Source organism: Aureimonas mangrovi (assembly GCF_014058705.1).
Taxonomy (GTDB): domain Bacteria; phylum Pseudomonadota; class Alphaproteobacteria; order Rhizobiales; family Rhizobiaceae; genus Aureimonas; species Aureimonas mangrovi.
Genome location: NZ_CP059692.1, coordinates 1546842 through 1566404, shown reverse-complemented (window position 1 = coordinate 1566404; position 19563 = coordinate 1546842). Strand labels below are relative to the sequence as shown.

Annotated in this window: 17 protein-coding genes; 10 read left to right on the top strand and 7 right to left on the bottom strand. The window is 67.5% G+C overall.

Annotated features, from left to right (window positions below):
• Positions 1–58: 58 nt before the first annotated feature.
• From H1343_RS07250 to H1343_RS07235, 4 genes are all read left to right on the top strand, one after another.
• Complete coding sequence (locus H1343_RS07250) at positions 59–481, top strand: RT0821/Lpp0805 family surface protein (RefSeq protein ID WP_185985217.1); 423 nt, start codon at positions 59–61, stop codon at positions 479–481.
• A 94-nt stretch (positions 482–575) separates the two neighbouring features.
• Positions 576–1523, top strand: a complete 948-nt coding sequence (locus H1343_RS07245) for a DnaJ C-terminal domain-containing protein (protein WP_185985216.1) — start codon at positions 576–578, stop codon at positions 1521–1523.
• 104 nt (positions 1524–1627) lie between these two features.
• The gene (fabI, locus tag H1343_RS07240) at positions 1628–2446 is read left to right on the top strand and encodes an enoyl-ACP reductase FabI (protein ID WP_185985215.1); all 819 of its coding nucleotides are present in this window, start codon (positions 1628–1630) and stop codon (positions 2444–2446) included.
• Between the two features lie 8 nt (positions 2447–2454).
• Positions 2455–3075 (top strand): histidine phosphatase family protein, encoded by a 621-nt coding sequence (locus tag H1343_RS07235; RefSeq protein WP_246333441.1) that lies wholly within the window; start codon positions 2455–2457, stop codon positions 3073–3075.
• A 3-nt stretch (positions 3076–3078) separates the two neighbouring features.
• Here the strand turns inward: H1343_RS07235 and H1343_RS07230 are convergent, their stop codons facing one another.
• A complete protein-coding gene (locus H1343_RS07230; RefSeq protein WP_185985214.1) occupies positions 3079–3297 on the bottom strand; it encodes a DUF1344 domain-containing protein in 219 nt (72 codons plus the stop codon).
• A 167-nt stretch (positions 3298–3464) separates the two neighbouring features.
• Between H1343_RS07230 and aroC the strand changes: the two genes are divergently transcribed.
• The 6 genes from aroC to H1343_RS07200 all read left to right on the top strand — a co-directional run bounded on the left by aroC (position 3465) and on the right by H1343_RS07200 (position 9821).
• The gene (aroC, locus tag H1343_RS07225) at positions 3465–4562 is read left to right on the top strand and encodes a chorismate synthase (protein WP_185985213.1); all 1098 of its coding nucleotides are present in this window, start codon (positions 3465–3467) and stop codon (positions 4560–4562) included.
• A 19-nt stretch (positions 4563–4581) separates the two neighbouring features.
• Complete coding sequence (locus H1343_RS07220; RefSeq protein ID WP_185985212.1) at positions 4582–5508, top strand: histone deacetylase family protein; 927 nt, start codon at positions 4582–4584, stop codon at positions 5506–5508.
• Positions 5509–5536: 28 nt separating this feature from the next.
• Positions 5537–5806, top strand: coding sequence for an exodeoxyribonuclease VII small subunit (locus H1343_RS07215; RefSeq protein WP_185985211.1), 270 nt, complete (start codon positions 5537–5539; stop codon positions 5804–5806).
• 138 nt (positions 5807–5944) lie between these two features.
• On the top strand, positions 5945–7861 hold the full coding sequence (gene dxs, locus H1343_RS07210) for a 1-deoxy-D-xylulose-5-phosphate synthase (protein WP_185985210.1): 1917 nt from the start codon (positions 5945–5947) through the stop codon (positions 7859–7861).
• Positions 7858–8607, top strand: a complete 750-nt coding sequence (locus tag H1343_RS07205; protein WP_185985209.1) for a TlyA family RNA methyltransferase — start codon at positions 7858–7860, stop codon at positions 8605–8607. The genes dxs and H1343_RS07205 overlap by 4 nt, the downstream gene beginning before the upstream one ends.
• Positions 8604–9821: a class I SAM-dependent RNA methyltransferase gene (locus H1343_RS07200; protein WP_185985208.1), complete on the top strand. Its 1218-nt coding sequence runs from the start codon at positions 8604–8606 to the stop codon at positions 9819–9821. The genes H1343_RS07205 and H1343_RS07200 overlap by 4 nt, the downstream gene beginning before the upstream one ends.
• On the opposite strand, the gene H1343_RS07195 is transcribed toward H1343_RS07200, so the two are convergent.
• From H1343_RS07195 to purD, 6 genes are all read right to left on the bottom strand, one after another.
• On the bottom strand, positions 9818–10567 hold the full coding sequence (locus H1343_RS07195) for a crotonase/enoyl-CoA hydratase family protein (protein ID WP_185985207.1): 750 nt from the start codon (positions 10565–10567) through the stop codon (positions 9818–9820). The two genes, H1343_RS07200 and H1343_RS07195, sit on opposite strands and share 4 nt — an antisense overlap.
• Before the next feature lie 16 nt (positions 10568–10583).
• Positions 10584–12374, bottom strand: a complete 1791-nt coding sequence (locus H1343_RS07190) for an acyl-CoA dehydrogenase family protein (protein ID WP_185985206.1) — start codon at positions 12372–12374, stop codon at positions 10584–10586.
• A gap of 52 nt (positions 12375–12426) precedes the next feature.
• Positions 12427–14622, bottom strand: a complete 2196-nt coding sequence (locus H1343_RS07185; RefSeq protein WP_425484639.1) for a 3-hydroxyacyl-CoA dehydrogenase NAD-binding domain-containing protein — start codon at positions 14620–14622, stop codon at positions 12427–12429.
• Positions 14619–15902, bottom strand: coding sequence for an acetyl-CoA C-acetyltransferase (locus H1343_RS07180; RefSeq protein WP_185985205.1), 1284 nt, complete (start codon positions 15900–15902; stop codon positions 14619–14621). The genes H1343_RS07185 and H1343_RS07180 overlap by 4 nt, the downstream gene beginning before the upstream one ends.
• Positions 15899–18172 carry an acyl-CoA dehydrogenase gene (locus H1343_RS07175; protein ID WP_185985204.1) on the bottom strand — a complete coding sequence of 758 codons (2274 nt, stop codon included), beginning with the start codon at positions 18170–18172 and terminating at the stop codon, positions 15899–15901. Before H1343_RS07175 ends, H1343_RS07180 begins: the two co-directional genes overlap by 4 nt.
• A gap of 94 nt (positions 18173–18266) precedes the next feature.
• On the bottom strand, positions 18267–19514 hold the full coding sequence (purD, locus tag H1343_RS07170) for a phosphoribosylamine--glycine ligase (protein ID WP_185985203.1): 1248 nt from the start codon (positions 19512–19514) through the stop codon (positions 18267–18269).
• Positions 19515–19563: the final 49 nt, after the last annotated feature.

Genomic DNA, 19563 nt, shown 5'->3' with positions numbered 1-19563 from the left:
TCTTCAGACGGAAGCCTTCATAGCCGCCCCGCCACCTCCGGCAAAGAGAGCGAACTTGATGTCGGAGATGCTCCGAACCCTCCTCGTCCTCGTCGCAGCCGCCTCCGGCGCTGGCTGCACAGTCATGAGCGGCGAAGCAATGGAGGAGATGGTCGATCGCTCCATCGTGACGGGCTCGATCAATGCTCCGGCCGTCCCCATGCCGAACCGCGAGGAAGTCTCAGACAGCCGCACCGTGCGCAACGCCGTCTCGGCCGCCGATCTCGGCCGGGCGGAAGGCGCGCCGCTGGCCTGGGCGAACGCCGATACGGGGGCGAGCGGCATGATCACCTCCATCGTCGAGGCGCGCAGCGGCAAGAACATCTGCCGCACCTTCAAGACATCACGCCAACGCTTCGATGGAATCGCCCTTTTCAGGGGCGAGACCTGCACGACCGGCGACGGCGAATGGACGCTCACGAGCTTCGCCGAGGGCGACTGACGTTCGGACGGCTCTTCAATAGGGCCCCGACGCGGACCATATAGAAGCGCGACAATTGCCCTGTTCCGCTTCATCGAAGGACCCAACAGACGCCATGCGTGATCCCTACGCCGTCCTCGGCGTTGCCAAGTCGGCCACAGACGCCGAGATCAAATCCGCTTTCCGGAAGCTGGCCAAGAAGTATCATCCGGACGCGAACGCCGATGATGCCAACGCGGCCGCGCGCTTCAACGAGGCTAACCAGGCCTACGAGATTCTTGGCGACAAGGAGAAACGCGGACAGTTCGACCGTGGCGAGATCGACGGCGAGGGCAAGCCGAAGTTCCAAGGTTTCGGCGGCTTCGGCGGCAGCGCCAGCGGGGGTGCGAGCCCGTTCGGCGGCGGTGCGCGAACGCGCGGGTTCGACTTCCGCTCAGCGGCCGGCGCAGATATGGGCGGGGGCGGCTTTGCCGACTTCTTCGAGCAGGCCTTCTCCGCAGCTGGCGCGCGCAGCGGGCGCTCCGGCTTCACGGCGGCGCGCAATGCGCCTGTGAAAGGTGAGGACATCAAGGCGACGCTCAAGGTCGCCCTGGAAGACGTCGTTTCCAACAAGAAGGTCGAGGCGATCTTTCCGAACGGCAAGCGCCTCGCGATCAAGCTGCCGGACGGCGTCGAGGACGGGCAGACCATTCGCCTACGGGGCCAGGGCCAGCCGGCGCCCTTCCCCGACTCGCCCGCGGGCGACGCACTGGTGACGATCGCTTTCGCAGAGCACCCGCGTTTCCGCGTCGAGGGCCGTGATCTTCACCTCGATCAGCCGGTCTCGCTGGAGGACGCCGTATTGGGCGGGCGAGTCGAGGTCGAGACGCTGGACGGGCGCATCGCCACCAAGATCGCCCCCTGGACGAGTGGTCGCGTTCTTCGGCTGAAGGGCAAGGGGCTGACGAAGAAGGGCGGCGGACGCGGTGACCTTCTCGTCTCGCTCAAGATCGCGCTTCCGGCCGAACCCGACGAGAGCCTTGCCGATTTCCTGCGTGCCCGTCGCGAGTCGGGCGCCGTCTGAGCGCAACAAAGCAGCGAGATGCGTGATCGCGCCTCGGCTTGCTGGCTTCTGATGCCTATGCCATACCGCCCCGCACTGAAAAGAGGCAGGCGGAAGGAGCACCCATGGCACGGACGAGCGGCCTGATGGCGGGCAAGCGTGGGCTGATCATGGGTGTGGCGAACAACCGTTCGATCGCCTGGGGCATCGCCAAGGCGCTCGCCGACGAGGGCGCGGAGATCGCGCTCACCTATCAGGGCGATGCCTTGAAGAAGCGCGTCGAGCCTCTGGCTGCCGAACTCGGCGCCACGCTGGCCGGCCATTGCGACGTCGGCGACGCGGCCACGATCGACGCCGTCTTCGACACGCTGCGCGAGAAGTGGGGCAAGATCGACTTTCTCGTCCACGCCATCGGCTTCTCCGACAAGGACGAGCTGACCGGCCGCTACGTGGATACGAGCGAAGCGAACTTCACCAAGACGATGCTGATCTCGGTCTATTCGTTCACCGCCGTTGCTCAGCGCGCCGAGAAGCTGATGAGCGAGGGCGGCTCCATGCTGACGCTCACCTATTACGGCGCCGAGAAGGTGATGCCGCACTACAACGTCATGGGCGTCGCAAAGGCCGCCCTCGAAGCGTCCGTGCGCTATCTGGCAGTCGATCTCGGCAAGAAGGCCATCCGCGTCAACGCTGTCTCGGCCGGACCGATCAAGACGCTGGCCGCCTCCGGCATCGGCGACTTCCGCTACATTTTGAAGTGGAACGAGTACAACTCTCCGCTCAAGCGTACGGTGACGATCGACGAGGTCGGGCAGTCTTCGCTCTATCTTCTCTCGGACATGTCGACCGCCGTCACCGGCGAAGTCCACCACGTCGATTCGGGCTACCACACGGTCGGCATGAAAGCCGTGGACGCACCCGACATCTCCGTCGTCAAGGACTGAGCGCGCCCGTGCCGCTCGCCGTGCCTGCCGATCCGGCCGCCCTGCCTCGCCTGTTCCTGTGCCGCCACGGCCAGACCGACTGGAACGCCGAAGGGCGCATCCAGGGGCAGCGCGACATTCCGCTGAACGACCACGGCCGCTCGCAGGCCGCGCGAAACGGCGCCTTCCTGCGCGAGACACTGGGCGAGGCTCTGGACGGGTGGGACTTCGTCGCCAGCCCGATGAACCGCACGCAGGAAACGATGCGCATCCTGCGCCGCGAGGCCGGGCTCCCGGAGGACGGCTTCAGGACCGACGAGCGGCTGATGGAGCTCAATTTCGGTGACTGGCAGGGCATGACGCTCGCCGAGATCGAGGCGCGCTGGCCGGGCATCGTCGCGGAGCGCGACGCCGACAAGTGGAACTTCCGGCCTTCGGGCGACGCGGCCGAGAGCTACCGGATGCTGGTGGAGCGCTGCATCCCTGTCTTCCAGGGGTTGAAAGGCCCGGCCATCGTCGTCGCCCACGGCGGGATCACGCGTGCCTTTCTGAACACCTATGGCAGTGTCGATCCGGCGGATGCGGCCCATGCGCGCGTCTTCCAGAACCGTGTCCTGCGTTGGGAAGACGGCATCGCCGAGTGGGTCTGATCCTCAGCTCGTGAAGATCAGATACACTTCCATGCCGGGCGAGACGTTGCCGAGGGCAATGTGGTCAGGAGCCAGATAAAGCGTGCCGTCGTTGAGTGCGATGGTCCGGGCACCGACATCCACCGCCGCGACGACGCCGGTCGTCTCCTGTGCGAGCGCGGGAACGCACAGCGATATCGCGAGAACGGAACTGCCGAAGAGACCTACGATACGCCCGGTCATGTCAGGTTCCTCCTCGTCTCGACGCCGCAGCCGGCCTTGCGTGAAGCTTTCGCGCGAATGTGGCCGTTTGACGCCGCGACGCGTGAGTGCCGCGATATTTGACCGCATGGCCCGGCCCCTCTAAATCCCGCCCGTTCGCGCCGTGCCTCCCCAAGCCCTGGAACCCCATGTCCCACAACAGCTTCGGCCATCTCTTCCGCGTCACCACCTGGGGCGAAAGTCACGGGCCGGCGATCGGCTGCGTGGTTGACGGGACGCCACCGGGACTGCGCTTCACGCGCGAGGACGTGCAGGCGTTTCTCGACCGCCGTCGCCCCGGCCAGTCGCGTTACACGACGCAGCGGCGCGAGCCGGACGAGGTCGCGATCCTGTCCGGAGTCGTCGAAGGCGAGCGCCCCGGCGAGTTGGTGGCCACCGGAACGCCGATCGCGATGGAAATCCGCAACGTCGACCAGCGCTCCAAGGACTACGCCAACATTGCGCAGAGCTACCGGCCGGGCCACGCCGATATCGCCTACGACATGAAGTACGGCCTGCGCGACCATCGCGGCGGCGGGCGTTCCTCCGCCCGCGAGACGGCGACACGCGTTGCCGCGGGGGCGATCGCAAGGCTCATCGTGCCAGGCCTCACCGTGCGGGGCGCGCTCGTCCAGGTCGGCTCGGACAGGATCGATCGCGCGAAGTTCGACTGGGACGCAGTGGACGACAATCCGTTCTTCTGCCCGGATCGCGCGGCCGCAGAACGCTGGGCGACACTCCTCGACGAAGTACGCAAGCGCGGCTCCTCCATCGGCGCGGTGATCGAGATCGTCGCCGAGGGCGTGCCCGCCGGGCTCGGCGCGCCGCTTTACGGCAAGCTCGATCAGGATATCGCCGGCAACCTCATGTCGATCAATGCCGTGAAGGGTGTCGAGATCGGAGACGGCTTCCTCACCGCCGAACTGTCGGGTGAAGAGAACGCCGACGAGATACGCATGGGCGAGGACGGCCGGCCGGTCTTCCTGTCCAACCATGCCGGCGGCGTTCTCGGCGGCATCTCGACCGGTCAGCCGGTGGTCGCGCGCTTTGCCGTGAAACCAACCTCCTCGATCCTGACACCGCGTCGGTCGATCGATACCGACGGGCAGGAGGTCGATGTCATGACCAAGGGGCGCCACGATCCATGCGTCGGCATCCGGGCGGTGCCGATCGGCGAGGCGATGGTGGCCTGCGCGATTGCGGACCACTATCTTCGCCACCGTGGTCAGACCGGGAGGGGTGAGTGAAGGGCGAAGCGGAACGCGCATGACGACGCGGCTCTACCGGCATTCCCTTTTCGCCGAGCATCTGACCGGGCCGGACCATCCCGAGCGACCGGAGCGCATGGCCGCGGTGGAGGCGGTGCTCGAAGCCGAGCCCTTCCAGCATCTCGACCGCGCCGAGGCTCCCGAGGGCACGACCGAGCAGGTGCTTCTCTGTCACCCGCACGACTATGTGCGCCAGCTCGCGCGCGTGATCCCGACGGAGGGTCTGGCGCGGATCGAGAGCGACACGATCGTCAGCCCGAAGAGCTTCACCGCAGCGCTTCTGGCCGTTGGCGCGGCCTGCGCGGGCGTCGACGACGTGGTGGAGAAGCGCGCGGACAATGTCTTCGTCGCCGCCCGCCCGCCGGGTCACCATGCCGAACGCGCGACGGCCATGGGCTTCTGCCTGTTCAATCAGGCCGCCATCGCGGCGCGCCACGCGCAGAGCGCGCACGGCCTCTCGCGCGTCGCGATCATTGACTGGGATGTCCATCACGGCAACGGCACGCAGGACATCTTCCGGTCCGATCCGTCTGTCCTCTACGCCTCCACCCACCAGATGCCGCTCTATCCGGGCACGGGCGCGAAAAGCGAGACCGGCGCCGGCAACATCTTCAACGCCCCGCTCCGCGAAGGTGAGGGCAGCGACGAATTCCGAGACGCCTTCAGATCCGTGATCCTGCCGGCCGTGGAGGCCTTTCACCCCGATCTCCTTATCGTCTCGGCCGGTTTCGACGCACACTGGCGCGATCCGCTCGCCGGCCTCAAGCTGACGGAGCACGATTTCGACTGGGCGACAGCCCAACTTCTCGACGCCGCCTATCGCCATTGCGACGGGCGGCTCGTGTCGATCTTGGAAGGCGGCTACGATCTCGACGCGCTCGGCAGGAGCGTCGCTAGGCATGTCGAACGCCTGATCGTTGGCTGAGCCGATCTTTCTCTCTATCTGGTGATGCATGTCCGATCCGAACCCCGCCGTCCCGAACGACGATTCCGACATCCGCCGCATGAGCTTCGAGGAGGCGCTGGCGGCGCTGGAAGGCATCGTCTCCAATCTCGAACGCGGCGACGTTCCGCTCGAACAGTCGATTCGCATCTTCGAACGCGGGGAGAAGCTGAAGACGCATTGCGACCGGCTTCTGAACGCCGCTGAAGACAAGGTGGAGAAGATCAAGGCCTCCCGCGCCGGCAAGACCGACGGCACTGAACCGCTCGACCCGGCCTGACAAAACGTCCCGCCTGCCGCCTTTCCCCTTGAAGGAAAGGCACGTTCCGCGATTTACAAGGGTTCCAGGGATCGCACCGCGTTTGACGCGAATGCATGCTCGTGGAGCGTAAGACGAAAATGGAAGGCGCGTGAGCCTGTGACGCAGACCAACGACACCCCGCTGCTCGACAAGGTTCGTGTGCCGGCAGACCTTCGGGCGCTGCCCGAAACCGACCTGCGCCAGTTCGCAGACGAGTTGCGGTCGGACCTGATCGACGCGGTCTCGCGCACCGGCGGGCATCTGGGCGCCGGCCTCGGCGTCGTCGAGCTCACAGTCGCGCTCCACTATGTGTTCGACACGCCGAACGACCGCCTGATCTGGGACGTCGGCCATCAGGCGTACCCGCACAAGATCCTCACCGGGCGCCGCGAAGGCATGCGCACCGTGCGCCAGGAGGGCGGCCTGTCGGGCTTTGCCAAGCGCAAGGAGAGCGAATACGACCCGTTCGGTGCGGGGCACTCGTCCACTTCGATCTCCGCCGGCCTCGGCATGGCGGTCGCGCGGGATCTGGCCGGCGCGAAAAACAACGTCGTTGCCGTCATCGGCGATGGGGCGATGTCGGCCGGCATGGCCTACGAGGCGATGAACAACGCCGGCGCGCTCGACGCCCGTCTCGTCGTCATCCTCAACGACAACGACATGTCGATCGCCCCGCCGACGGGGGCAATGAGCGCCTATTTGGCACGGCTCGTCTCCGGCAAGGCGTACCGCTCTCTGCGCCACCGCGCTAAGGCCATCTCCAAGAAGCTGCCGGAGTTCATGCGCGAGGGCGCGCGCAAGACCGAGGAGTTCACACGCGGATTCTTCACCGGCGGCACGATGTTCGAGGAACTCGGCTTCTACTATGTCGGGCCAATCGACGGTCACGACCTCGACCATCTCCTTCCCGTGCTCAAGAACGTCCGCGACGCCAAGGAAGGCCCTATCCTCGTCCATGTCGTGACAAAGAAGGGCAAAGGGTATCCGCCAGCCGAGGCGAGCGCGGACAAGTATCACGGCGTCTCCAAATTCGATGTCGTGACGGGCACGCAGGCGAAAGCCAAGGCGAATGCGCCGAGCTACACGAAGGTCTTCGCGCAAAGCCTCATCCAGGAGGCAGAGGCCGACGAGAAGATCGTCGCGATCAATGCGGCGATGCCGAACGGCACCGGCCTCGATCTCTTCGGCGAAGCCTTCCCGACGCGCACCTTCGATGTCGGCATCGCCGAACAGCACGCCGTCACCTTCGCGGCGGGCCTCGCCTCGGAGGGCTACAAGCCCTTCTGCGCCATCTACTCCACCTTCCTGCAACGCGCCTACGACCAGATCGTCCACGACGTCGCAATCCAGCACCTGCCGGTGCGCTTCGCGATCGATCGTGCCGGCTTCGTCGGCGCGGATGGGCCGACTCACGCCGGCTCTTTCGATACGGGCTTCCTCGCCGCGTTGCCGGACATGGTGGTGATGGCCGCCAGCGACGAGGCCGAACTGCGCCACATGGTACGCACGGCTGCCGCCTATGACGACGGCCCGATCTCCTTCCGCTACCCGCGCGGCAACGGCACGGGCGTCGAGATGCCGGAGCGTGGCGAGATCCTGCCGATCGGCAGGGGTCGGATCGTGCGCGAGGGCTCGAAGGTCGCAATCCTGTCCTTCGGCTCGCGGCTGACCGATGCCGTCCTCGCCGCCGAGGAACTCGAAGGCTTCGGCCTTTCGACCACGGTCGCCGACGCGCGCTTCGCCAAGCCGCTCGATGCCGAGCTTGTCGCGCGACTGGCGCGTGACCACGAGGTGCTGATCCTGCTCGAAGAGGGCGCTGCCGGAGGTTTCGCGGCCCATGTGCTCGAGCACATGGCGCGCACCGGCCTCCTGGACACCGGCATCAAGGTACGCCCGCTGACCATGCCGGACAGCTTCGTCGATCACGCGGCACCGGAGGCGATGATCCGCCAGTCCGGGCTCGACAAGGCGGGCATCGTGGACGCTGTCTTCCGCGCGCTCGGGCCGGGCGCTCAGCGCGTCATGAAGGCGTGAACGCCGCTTCCAGACAACGCCTCGACGAGTTCCTGGCAGAGCGTGGCATCTTTCCGTCGCGGGCGCGGGCGCGCGACGCCATTCTGCGCGGCCATGTGCGCGTCGATGGCGAGCCGGCGCGAAAGCCGTCCCAGAGCGTGGCGGTCGATGCTGCGATCACTGTGGACGACCCGGTCGGCGACTACGTCTCGCGCGCCGCGTTGAAGCTCATTGCAGGGCTCGACGCCTTCGGGTTCGACCCGGCGGGGCGCGAGGCTCTCGACATCGGTGCCTCGACGGGAGGCTTCACGCAGGTGCTGCTCGGGCGCGGCGCCCCGCATGTCGTGGCGGTGGATGTCGGCCACGGGCAGATGCATCCACTGATCGCCGGTGATCCGCGCGTGACGCTGCGAGAAGGCCTGAACGCACGCGAAATGGTGCGGGATGATCTGGACGCCCGTGCGATCACGATGGTCGTCGCCGACGTGTCCTTCATCTCGCTGCGCCTCGCCTTGCCGCCGGCTCTCGATCTCGCCGAACCCGGCGCGCTCGGCCTCTTTCTGGTCAAGCCGCAGTTCGAGGCGGGTCGCGAAGCCATCGGCAAGGGCGGCCTTCTGCGCGATCCAGGATCGGCCGAGACCGTGGCCGAGGGCGTGCGGGACTGGTTCGATACGGTGCCGGGCTGGCGTTCGATCGGCCTCGTCCCCTCCCCGATCGACGGCGGCGACGGCAACCGCGAATTCCTGATGGGCGCAAGAAAAACATGAGCGAAACGGTCCAGATCGAGGCGCTCGGCGCAAAGGGCGACGGCATCGCGCCGGGCCCGCTTTACGTGCCCTTCGCGCTTCCCGGAGAGACGGTCGAGGTCGAACGCCGGGGCGCGCGCGCCCGCCCCCTGCGCATCGTCCAACCTTCGGCCGAACGCAGGGAGCCCCCCTGCCCGCATTTCGGCGCCTGCGGCGGCTGCGACCTTCAACACGCCTCGGACGAACTCTACCGCGCCTTCAAGCGCGAGCTCGTCGCGGAGGCCTTCCGGCGGGCAGGCATCAAGACCGAGGTGGCGCCCCTAGTCCCCTGCGCGCCCGGAACCCGCCGGAGGGCTGTGTTCACGGCCGTTCGCGCCGGGCCGCGCGTCCTCCTCGGCTTCCATCAGGCGCAGAGCCACCGCATTGAGGATCTGAAGACCTGCCTCGTCGCCGTCCCGGCGATCGAGAAGGCGTTGCCTCTGCTTCGCAGGCTCGCCGCGACACTGATCGACCGCAAGCGCCCACTGCGGCTGACGGTCTTCGCCGGCCCGGCCGGGCTCGACATCGCCGCCGAAGACGCCGCGCGCCTGACCCACGCATTGCGTCAGTCTGCTCTGACGATGGCGCTCGAGGCCGGTCTCGCGCGGCTGACGGTGGGCGGCGAGGTGCTGGTTGAATCGCGCCGGCCGGTCGTCGATCTCGGTGGCATCGTCGTGGAACCACCGCCCGGCGCCTTTCTGCAGGCTGTCACGGGAGCCGAGGCGCAGATGGCGACTCTGGTGGAGACGCATCTCGAAGACGCCAAGGCAGCCGCCGATCTCTTCTGCGGCGTCGGCACGTTCACGCTGCGTCTCGCGCGGCACACGGCCGTTCACGGGGTCGAGGGCGAGGCGCCGGCCCTTGCGGCACTCGATAAAGCACGTCGCGGCGCACCGGGCCTGAAGCCGGTAACGAGCGAACGCCGCGACCTCTTCCGCCGCCCGATGACCGCGAAGGAACTGGCGCGCTTCGATGCGGTCGTCTTCGACCCGCCTCGCGCGGGCGCGGAGGCGCAGGCCCGCGAGCTTGCAGCCTCGAAGGTGAAGCGGGTCGCGGCGGTTTCCTGCAATCCGACGACACTCGCGCGCGACGCGGCGATCCTCATCGAAGGCGGCTACGCCCTCCTCTCGGTGACGCCGATCGACCAGTTCCTCTGGTCGCACCATGTCGAGGCTGTGGCGCTCTTCTCGCGCTAGCGACTGCGGTTCATGAAGGCGGTGAAGGCCTCGCGCGCTTCCGTCGAACGCAGGCGCTCGGCGAAATGTCGAATCTCGACTTCGATCCGCTCCAGAATGCCCGCCTCGTCGCCGCGCACCAGCGCGCGAGCGATGCGGAGCGCTTCCGGCGGCTTCGCCGCCAGCGACGCCGCGGCCTTCAGAGCATGGGCTTCGAGCGCATCGGCCGCGACGATCTCGGTCACGATGTTGGCCCGCGTGGCGCGTTCGGCATTGAAAGGCTCGCCCGCCACGAGCAGGGCGAAGGCCTGCGTGTGCCCCATCAGGCGCGGCGCGATCAGGCTGGAACCGGCCTCGGGCACCAGCCCAAGGTCGAGGAAGGGCGTGCGGAAGAGCGAAGCCGGGCTCGAATAGACGAGGTCGAAATGCATCAGCATGGTCGTGCCGATGCCGATCGCGAGCCCGTCGACGGCGGCAACGAGCGGTTTCCTGAAGCCGGCGAGGATGCGCAGGAACCGGGCCGTTTCCTCTCCGGCGTCGCCCCCCGAGGCGCGCGTCACGAAGTCCTTGATGTCGTTGCCCGCGCTGAACGAACCCGGCACGCCCTTGACGAGGACGACCCGCACAGCGTCCTCGCACGCGGCTTCCTCGAAAGCTGAGACGAGCTTGCCATACATGGCCTGGTCGAGCGCGTTCTTCTTCTCCGGCCGGTCGAGCGCGATGGTCATCACGCCATCAGCGATCGCGGTCTTGATCGTGTCGGTCATATTCCCCCTCTCACGCTCAGTTCAGTGCGGCGCGCGCAGCTTCCAGCGAGGCCGCGCCCTCCAGCACCTGCCGCTTGAGGGCGCCGACCTCAGGCAGGAGGTTCTCCGCCGCGAAGCGTGCGAGCGCCATGCGGGCCTCGCCATCGCTGTCGATCAGCGCGCCGCGTGCGAGATAGGAGGCACCGGCCGTCAGCGAGAAGAGACGCAGATAGGCGGTAGCGCCCGAAAGCGCCTCATCGGTACGACCATCCTTGAGAGCGGCAAGGAGGAAGTCCGTCGTCTCGCGCAGATCGTCGAGGGCGTCGGCGAGCCGGTCGGCGGTCATGCCGAGGCCATCGCGGTTCGAGCCGCGAAGATCGTTCACCACCGCGGCGAGCTCGTCGATATAGGCAGCGACCGCGGCGCCGCCCGAAAGCGGCAGCTTGCGGGTAACGAGGTCAATCGCCTGGATGCCGTTGGTGCCCTCGTAGATCGGCGCGATGCGTGCGTCCCGCAGGAGGCGCGCGGCCCCCGTCTCCTCGATGAAGCCCATGCCGCCGTGGACCTGCACGCCGAGGGATGCGACTTCCACGCCGACATCGGTCGGAAAGGCCTTGGCGAGCGGGGTGAGAAGGCTGGCCCGCTCCTGCCAGCGCCGCGCCTCATCTCCCTCGTGGATGCGTCCGAGATCGATCGCGTGGCCGCAGGCATAGGCGATAGCGCGGGCCGAGCTTGTCAGCGCCTTCATCGTCAAGAGCATGCGCGCGACGTCCGGATGCTCCACGATGGGCGAAGCGCCCTGCGAGGGTTCAGGAGACTTCGCGAGCAGCGTCGAACGGCCCTGGCGGCGCTCCTGCGCGTAGGCCAAGGCCTTCTGGAACGCAGCTTCCGCGACGCCGAGCCCCTGCAGGCCGACATAGAGCCGCGCCGAGTTCATCATCGTGAACATGCAGGCGAGGCCCTTGTTCTCCTCGCCGACCAGCCAGCCGATCGCACCCGCCTCTCCCGTCTCGCCGGCACCGTCTCCGTAGATCATCGTGCAGGTCGGCGAACCGTGGATGCCGAGCTTGTGCTCGATCGAGTGGCACAGAACGTCGTTGCGCGGCCCGAGCGTGCCGTCGCCCTCGACGAGGAACTTCGGCACGAGGAAAAGCGAAATGCCCTTAACGCCGGCAGGCGCATCCGGAAGCCGCGCGAGGACGAGGTGAACGATGTTCTCCGTCCAGTCGTGGTCGCCATAGGTGATGAAGATCTTCTGGCCGAAGATCCGGTAGGTGCCGTCGTCGCGGCGTTCGGCGCGCGTGCGCAGGCCTGAAAGATCCGACCCCGCCTGCGGCTCCGTCAGGTTCATCGTTCCCATCCACTCGCCCGAGACGAGCTTGTCCAGATAGGTCTTCCGGAGATACTCGCTGCCGTGCTTCTCCAGCGCGTCGACCGCACCGATCGTCAGCGTCGGGCCGATGGCGAAAGCCATAGAGGCGCCGTTCCACATCTCCGTGACCGCCGCCGAAAGCGCGGTGGGCAGGCCCTGCCCGCCGTGATCTTCGGGGCCGGTCAGCGCGTTCCAGCCGGCCTCGCGCCAGCGCGTGTAAAGCGCCGGCCATCCGTCCGGCGTGCGCACCGTGCCGTTCTCGCGCCGCGCCCCTTGCGTGTCACCAATGGCGGCGAGCGGGGCGATCTCCTCCGCCGAGAAGCGCCCGGCCTCCTCAAGGATGGCATCGACGAGGTCAGGCGTCAGTTCGCCGTGCAGCCCCTGCTCGATCGCGGCCTCGAGCCCCGCGACCTTGTTCAGCGCAAAGCCGATCTCACCGACGGGTGCCTTGTACATGCATGTTCCTCCCCGAACTCTGAACGAGGGCTATCGCCACCGTACGTAAACGTCAATCGACGGTAACAGCCGGCGCTTGCTCCTGCGGCCGGCGATCGTCGCCCTCGGCCGAATCGCCCAGCGCGTGCCAGCCATCGTCCGGGCGGAAGCGCGGCCCATGCTTCGCCTCCAGCGTCCGCATCCGGTCGACAATCTTTCCGATGCCGCGCTGGCGAGCGTAGTGGAGCGGTCCGCCACGGAAGGGCGCAAAGCCCGTGCCGAAGATCATCGCGCCGTCGGCGATCTTCTCGTCGGCGACAACGCCCTCTCGAAGGCTCGAGACCAGTGCGTCGAGCATCGGAAGGAGCAGGCGGTCGAGGATGTCTGCGTCGGAGGGCGAACTCTCGCCGGCCGGCTCCACCTTGGCCTTCTTCGGCTTGCCGTCCTCGTAGTCGTAGAGGCCGCCGCCGGTCTTGCGGCCGAGCCGGCCCTGCTCGACCATGCGCACCAGCCATTCCGGCGTCTCGGGGAACGGCCGGTCCAGCCGCTCGCGCAACGAGGACGAGACATCGAGCGCGATGTCGAGCCCGACCTGATCGGTGAGTTCCACCGGCCCCATCGGCATGCCGAACTCTTCGGCCACCGCGTCGATCCGCTCCTTCGGAATACCCTCGTCGACCATGATCAGCGCCTCGGCCATGTATGGCGTCAACGCACGGTTCACGAGAAAGCCCGGCGCGGAGGTGACGGGCGCCGGCAGGCGCGAAAGCTCGACCGCGAAGGCCGTGGCCCGCCGCAGCGTCTCGCTGCCCGTCTTCTCGTGCCGCACGATCTCGACGAGCTGCATGCGCGAGACGGGATTGAAGAAGTGAAGGCCGACGAAGCGCGACGGGTCTTTCAGCCCTTCAGCGAGCTGCTCCAGCGGGAGCGCCGAAGTGTTGGTCGAAAGAAGCGCGCCAACCTTCAGTTTCGACTCCACTTCTGCATAGAGGCGGCGCTTGAGGTCGAGCTTCTCGGGCGCGGCCTCGATCACGAGATCAGCATGGCGCACGCCGTTGCCATCGAGGTCCGGCATCAACCGGTCGAGCGCGTCGCGCACCTTCAACGGGTCCTTGAGCGTCGCCTCGAGCATGGCCGTCGCACGCTTCATCGCGCCCCCGATAGAGGCTGGGGCGATGTCGGCGAGCGTCACGCGGAAGCCTTCGCGCGCCGCCCAGGCCGCAATGTCGCCGCCCATCGCGCCGGCGCCGATGACGTGGACATGCGAGATGGCCGAGGAGCCCTCACGCAGGCCACGCATTGCCTCGCGCAGGAAGAACACGCGCACGAGATTGCGTGCCGTGTCCGTCTCCACCAGTTCGGCGAAGCTCTTCATCTCCGCCTCGCGCATCGCCTTCGCGTTGCCGCCATGGGCCTCCCAACTGTCGATCAGGCGGTAGGGCGCGGGGTAGTGCCGCTTCGGCGCCTTCTCCTCGGCGCTGCGGCGCATCTGGCTGGCGGCATAAGCCCGGGCGGGGCGAAGCGCGAAGGCCTTGGCCTTGAGCCCGCCGCCGGCCGAACGCAGCGAGCCGGAGCGAACGGCGGCAGCGACATGACGCTCTTCCACGATCTCGTCGACGAGGCCGATCGCCTTCGCCTTGCGATCGCGCACGGTCTTGCCCGTGAGCATCATCGTCATCGCCTCGACAGGATCGGCGATCTCGGTGGCGCGGAACGTGCCGCCAAGGCCCGGATGCAGGCCGAGCATCACTTCGGGAAAACCAAGGCTCGCGCCCGGCACGGCGATGCGGTGTCGGCAGGCGAGCGCGAGTTCGAGCCCGCCGCCGAGGCAATGCCCGTGGATCACCGCGATCGCCGGCATCGGAAGCGCCGCGAGCCGGTCGAGAACGCCGTGCCCCTCGCGCAGCATCGCTGCGATCTCGATCGTCGACGCGCCGACGAACTGGTTGATGTCGGCGCCCGCCGCAAAACCCGCACGCTTGGCAGAGCGCAGCACGACTGCCTTCGGTCGCGCCGCCTCGAGGCGCGCCAGGAGCCCGTCGAGCTCTTCCAGCACGCTGCGGTCGATCGTGTTGACGCCCTTGCCCGGCCGGTCGAGCACCAGCCAGGCGACGTCTGAGGCGTCGACGCCATAGCGCCAGTTGCCTTCGGGCTCGGCAGTCGCCGCAGCGCCCAGTTCGATGACGCGGTCAGAAAGGGCGTCCAGCATGGAGCGCATCGGGCGATCTCCGTCGAGGGATGGGTTTCGCGCGTCGTCCATCATGGTCATGCGGCCTCCAGAAGCATGGCGCCGCCGAGCCCGCCGCCGATGCACTCGGTTGCGATGCCCCGTTTGACGCCCCGCGCACGCATGGCGTTCGCCAGATGCAGGGTAATGCGGTTGCCGCTCGTTCCGACCGGATGGCCGAGAGCGATGGCGCCGCCGTCGACGTTCAGCTTGTCATGAGGGATCGTGCCGGCTGGCCCGTCCAGCCCGAGAACCTCGCGGCAGACGGTCTCGTCCTCGAGCGCACGGAGGCAGGAGAGCACCTGCACCGCGAAAGCCTCGTTGAGCTCGAACAGATCGATCTCGTCGAGCGAGATTGCGCGGCGCTGGAGGATCGGCATCATCGAGACGACCGGGCCAAGCCCCATGATCGAAGGGTCGAGGCCCGCCCAGTGCGAATCCACGATCCGCGCGAGCGGCGTCAGCCCATGCTGTTCGACGGCGGCTTCGGAGGCGAGGATCGTCCACGACGCGCCGTCGGTGATCTGCGAGGCATTGCCCGCCGTCACCCGCCCATAAGGCTTTTCGAACACCGGCTTGAGCCGGGACAGTGATTCGATGCTTGAGTCAGGCCGCACGCCGTCATCGTGGTCAAAGACCTGCCCGTCGCGCGCGAAAGCCGGCAGGAGTTCGCCGGCAAGCCGCCCTTCCGCCTGTGCGCTCGCCAGACGCCGATGGCTTTCCACCGCGTAGGCATCGCCCTCTTCGCGCGAGACGTCGAAGAGGTGCGCGATCTTCTCCGCCGTCTGGCCCATGTTGAGATCGGTGATCGGGTCGGTCAGCCCGCGCTCCAGCCCGATCACGGGCTTGAGGAAATCAGGCCGCCAACTCGCCGCGGCCTTCAGCCGATCGGTCGCCGAGCGCGCGCCGTTCAGCCGCGCGAACCACTCGACGGCGCCGCGGCGCAGGACCAGCGGCGAGTGACTGAGCGCTTCCGTCCCGCCTGCTAGAACAATCTCGGCAGTGCCGTCCTCGATGGCCCGGAAGCCGGTGTCGATCGACTGCATGCCGGAGCCGCAGTTGATCTGCACCGTGAAGGCCGAGATCTCGGGTCGCAGGCCGAGGCGCAGAGCCGCAACGCGCGCCGGGTTCATCTCGTCGGCAACGACGTTGACGCAGCCGAGGATCACAAGGTCCACCAACTCGGGCGAGAAGTCCTGCCGCAGAAGCAGCGGGCGCCCGCACTGGACCGCGAGGTCGACCGGGCTGAAGGGCCCCGGCTTGCCGCGCGCTTTGATGAAGGGCGTGCGAGCGCCGTCGACGATATAGACAGGGCGGCTCATTCGGCGGCCTCCGCGCGCGTTTCACTCCGGGCAGGCTCCTTGTCGCGGCGATGCTGAGCGGCAAGCGGAGAGACGTCCTCGGCCGGGAAGGCGTCGACGGCGACCACTCTGGCCACGGCGGCTTCCGCTTCGGCCAGAAGCGCCGCGTCCTCGGCCGTGATGATCTTGCCCTCCAGCGCCTTGTCGCGATCGCGCAACTTCGCTTCGCGCATTTTCTTGGCGGCCGGTGCGGCGCGCGTCACGAGGTCGAAGGCGGCTTCCAGGTCGCGGATCGGGTGCTCCTCATGGCGGGTGCCGAGGTAGAGGTCCGGCGTGAGGCGGTCGCGCTGTGCGGCCGGGCGCATCAGGATCCCCGCGACTTCCGTGACCAGTTCGTCGGCCATGGCCCGGTTAGGCACGCCGAGCGGGAAAGCGATCAGGCGGGTGACGACCGAAGCCCAGCGCGCCGGCAGGTTCTGCAGCACGCCCTCGAAGGCCGCGCCGATGCGGTTGGACCCGCGGATCATCAGATACTCAACGATCGGTCGATCGACCTCCGGCCGCCCCTCGACCTCGAAGCGTTTCAGCGTCGCGGCGAGCAAATACATCTCGGAGAGGATGTCGCCGAGCCGCGCGGAGATCATCTCCCGGCGCTTGAGAGCGCCGCCGAGAGTCAGGAGCGCAAGGTCGGAGAGAAGCGCGAATGCAGCCGAGAAGCGCGAAAGCTGGCGCCAGTGGCTGGTGAAGGCCGCCTTGTGCGGTGCGGGGCCGGCAAGCCCACCTGTCCACCCGCGCAGCCAGGCGCGCCCCGCGTTCTTCGCCGAATGACCGACATGGGCCCAGAAATGGGTATCGAATGCATCGAGGCCCTTCTCGCGGTCCTCCTCGGTGAGCGCCTTCATCTCCTTCAGCATGAAGGGATGCGCGCGGATCGCCCCCTGCCCGAAGATCATCAGCGAACGGGTGAGGATGTTGGCGCCCTCGACCGTGATGCCGATCGGCACGGACTTGTACTGCGCGCCGAGATAGTTCTTCGGCCCGTCGATGATGCCCTTCCCGCCGTGGATGTCCATCGCAAGTGTGATCGTCTCGCGCATCCGCGTCGTGGCGTTGTACTTCATGATCGCCGAGACGACGGACGGGCGATGCCCTTCGTCGAGCGCCGCGACGGTCAACCGACGGGCCGCATCCACCTGATAAGCGTTGGCCGCGATCTCGGCGAGAGGCTCCTGGATGCCCTCGAACATGCCGATGGGCAGGTTGAACTGCGTGCGCACGCGGGCATAGGCGCCGGAGACGCGCGCGGCCATCGCGCAGGCTGCCGCCGACTGCGAAGGCAGAGAGATGCCGCGCCCCGCAGCGAGCGCCGTCATCAGCATCGTCCATCCCTCGCCGATCTGCTCCTCGCCGCCGAGGATCGAGGACATCGGCACGAAGACGTCGCACCCGTGGAGGGGGCCGTTCTGGAAGTAGGTGGAGAGCGGAACGTGTCGGTCACCCGTCGTGACGCCCGCCGTGTCGACCGGGATCAGCGCCACGGTGATGCCGAGATCCTCGCCCCGCCCGAGATGGTTGTCCGGGTCTCGCATCTTGAAGGCGAGGCCCATCACGGTGGCGACGGGCCCGAGCGTGATGTAGCGCTTCTCGAAATTCAGCCGGATGCCGAGGACACGCTCGCCCTCGAACTCGCCATGCTCGACGATGCCCGTATCGATCATCGCGGCCGCATCCGAGCCCGCCTCAGGCGAGGTCAGGCCGAAGCACGGAATTTCGCGCCCGTCCGCAAGGCGGGGCAGCCAATAGTCCCGCTGCTCCTGCGTGCCGAAATGCAACATCAGTTCGCCCGGTCCGAGCGAGTTGGGCACCATGACGGTGACGCCGGCCGCTACGCTGGCGGAGGAGACTTTGCGCACGACCTCCGAATGAGCGGTGTTGGAGAAGCCGAGCCCGCCATACTCCTTCGGTATGATCATCCCGAAGAACTTCTTCTCCTTCAGGAAGGCCCACACCTGCGGCGGGAGGTCATGGTCTTCGTGCGCGATCTTCCAGTCGTCGATCATCGCGCACAGATCCTCGACCGGTCCGTCGAGGAAGGCCTGCTCTTCCGGCGTCAGCTTGGCCGGCGGCATCGCCAGGAGCTTGTCCCAATCCGGCGAGCCGGAGAACAGCTCGCCGTCCCACCAGACCGTTCCCGCGTCGATCGCCTTCGCCTCGGTCTCCGAGATCGAGGGCAGGACGCCCTTGGCCCAGCGATAGATAGGCTTGGTCAGCTTTTCCTTGCGGAACGACATGGTGGCTCTCCCGTCTTCGGCTTTACCGTTAACGTAAGAACGCCCCGAAAAAATCCAGCCGTTTCGTGAAGATGCCTTTCGGGTTCGTCGCCGATCAGCGCGCGCGATGCGCGATGTCCGTGCGCCACATGGCTTCGGGCCAGTCGACCTGCGCGACGGCTTCGTAGGCCGCATCCGCTGCCTTTCCGACATCCGTGCCGATCGCGGAGACGTTGAGGACGCGGCCGCCTGTCGCGGTCAGGACATCGCCCTCCAGCGTCGTGCCGGCGTGGAACACTTTCACGGTATCGCTCTCGGGCGGCAGCGCGGCGATCACGGTCCCGCGCCTGTGCGCTCCAGGGTAGCCGGGGCTCGCCATCACCACGGTCACTGCCGCCTCGTCGCGCCAGCGCGGCGACACGTCGGCGAGACCGCCCGAAGCGGTGGCCATCAGGATCGGCAGGATGTCGTCCTCAAGGCGCATCATCAAAACCTGACACTCCGGGTCGCCGAAGCGGACATTGTATTCAATGAGCTTCGGCCCCTCGACGGTAAGCATCAGTCCGGCGTAAAGCACGCCCTTGAAGGGCGTTCCCGCCTCGGCCATGCCCTCCAGCGTCGGGCGCACGATTTCGGCCATCGCGCGCTCCACCAGCGCCTCGTCCATCAGGCCGGACGGCGAATAGGCGCCCATGCCGCCGGTGTTCGGGCCCTTGTCGCCGTCGAAGGCGCGCTTGTGGTCCTCAGCCGTGCCGAAGGCGATCGCGGTGCGGCCGTCGCACAGACAGAAGAGGCTTGCTTCAGGCCCTTCAAGGCATTCCTCGACGACGACGCTTGAGCCCGGCTCGGCGAGGCAATCCTCCAGCGCGGCCAGCGCCTCGTCGACGCTCGCGGCGACCGTCACGCCCTTGCCCGCCGCGAGCCCGTCCGCCTTCACGACGATCGGCGCGCCTTGCCTCTCGACATAGGCGCGCGCCGCGGCAAGGTCATCGAAGCGCGCATAGCGGGCAGTCGGGATCGATTTGACGTCGCAAAGCGCCTTGGTGAACGCTTTCGAGCCCTCCAGCCGTGCAGCAGCGGCGCTCGGGCCGAACGCCGCGATCCCGGCCGCCAAAAGCTCGTCCACAAGCCCGTCCACAAGCGGCTTCTCGGGGCCCACCACAACGAAATCGACGGCGTTCTGCCGGCAGAAGGCGACGACGGCCGCGCCGTCCGCGATGTCCAGCGCGGCGATCTCCGCCTCCTCTGCAATCCCGGGATTGCCGGGCGCGGCGAACAGGCGGCCGATCGAGGGCGAGCGCTTCAACTTCCAGGCCAGCGCATGTTCGCGCCCACCGGCGCCGATCAGGAGGACGTTGGTCATGGGAAGAGGTCCGCTTCGTGATGCTCGATCGAGTGCGCGCAGTTACGAG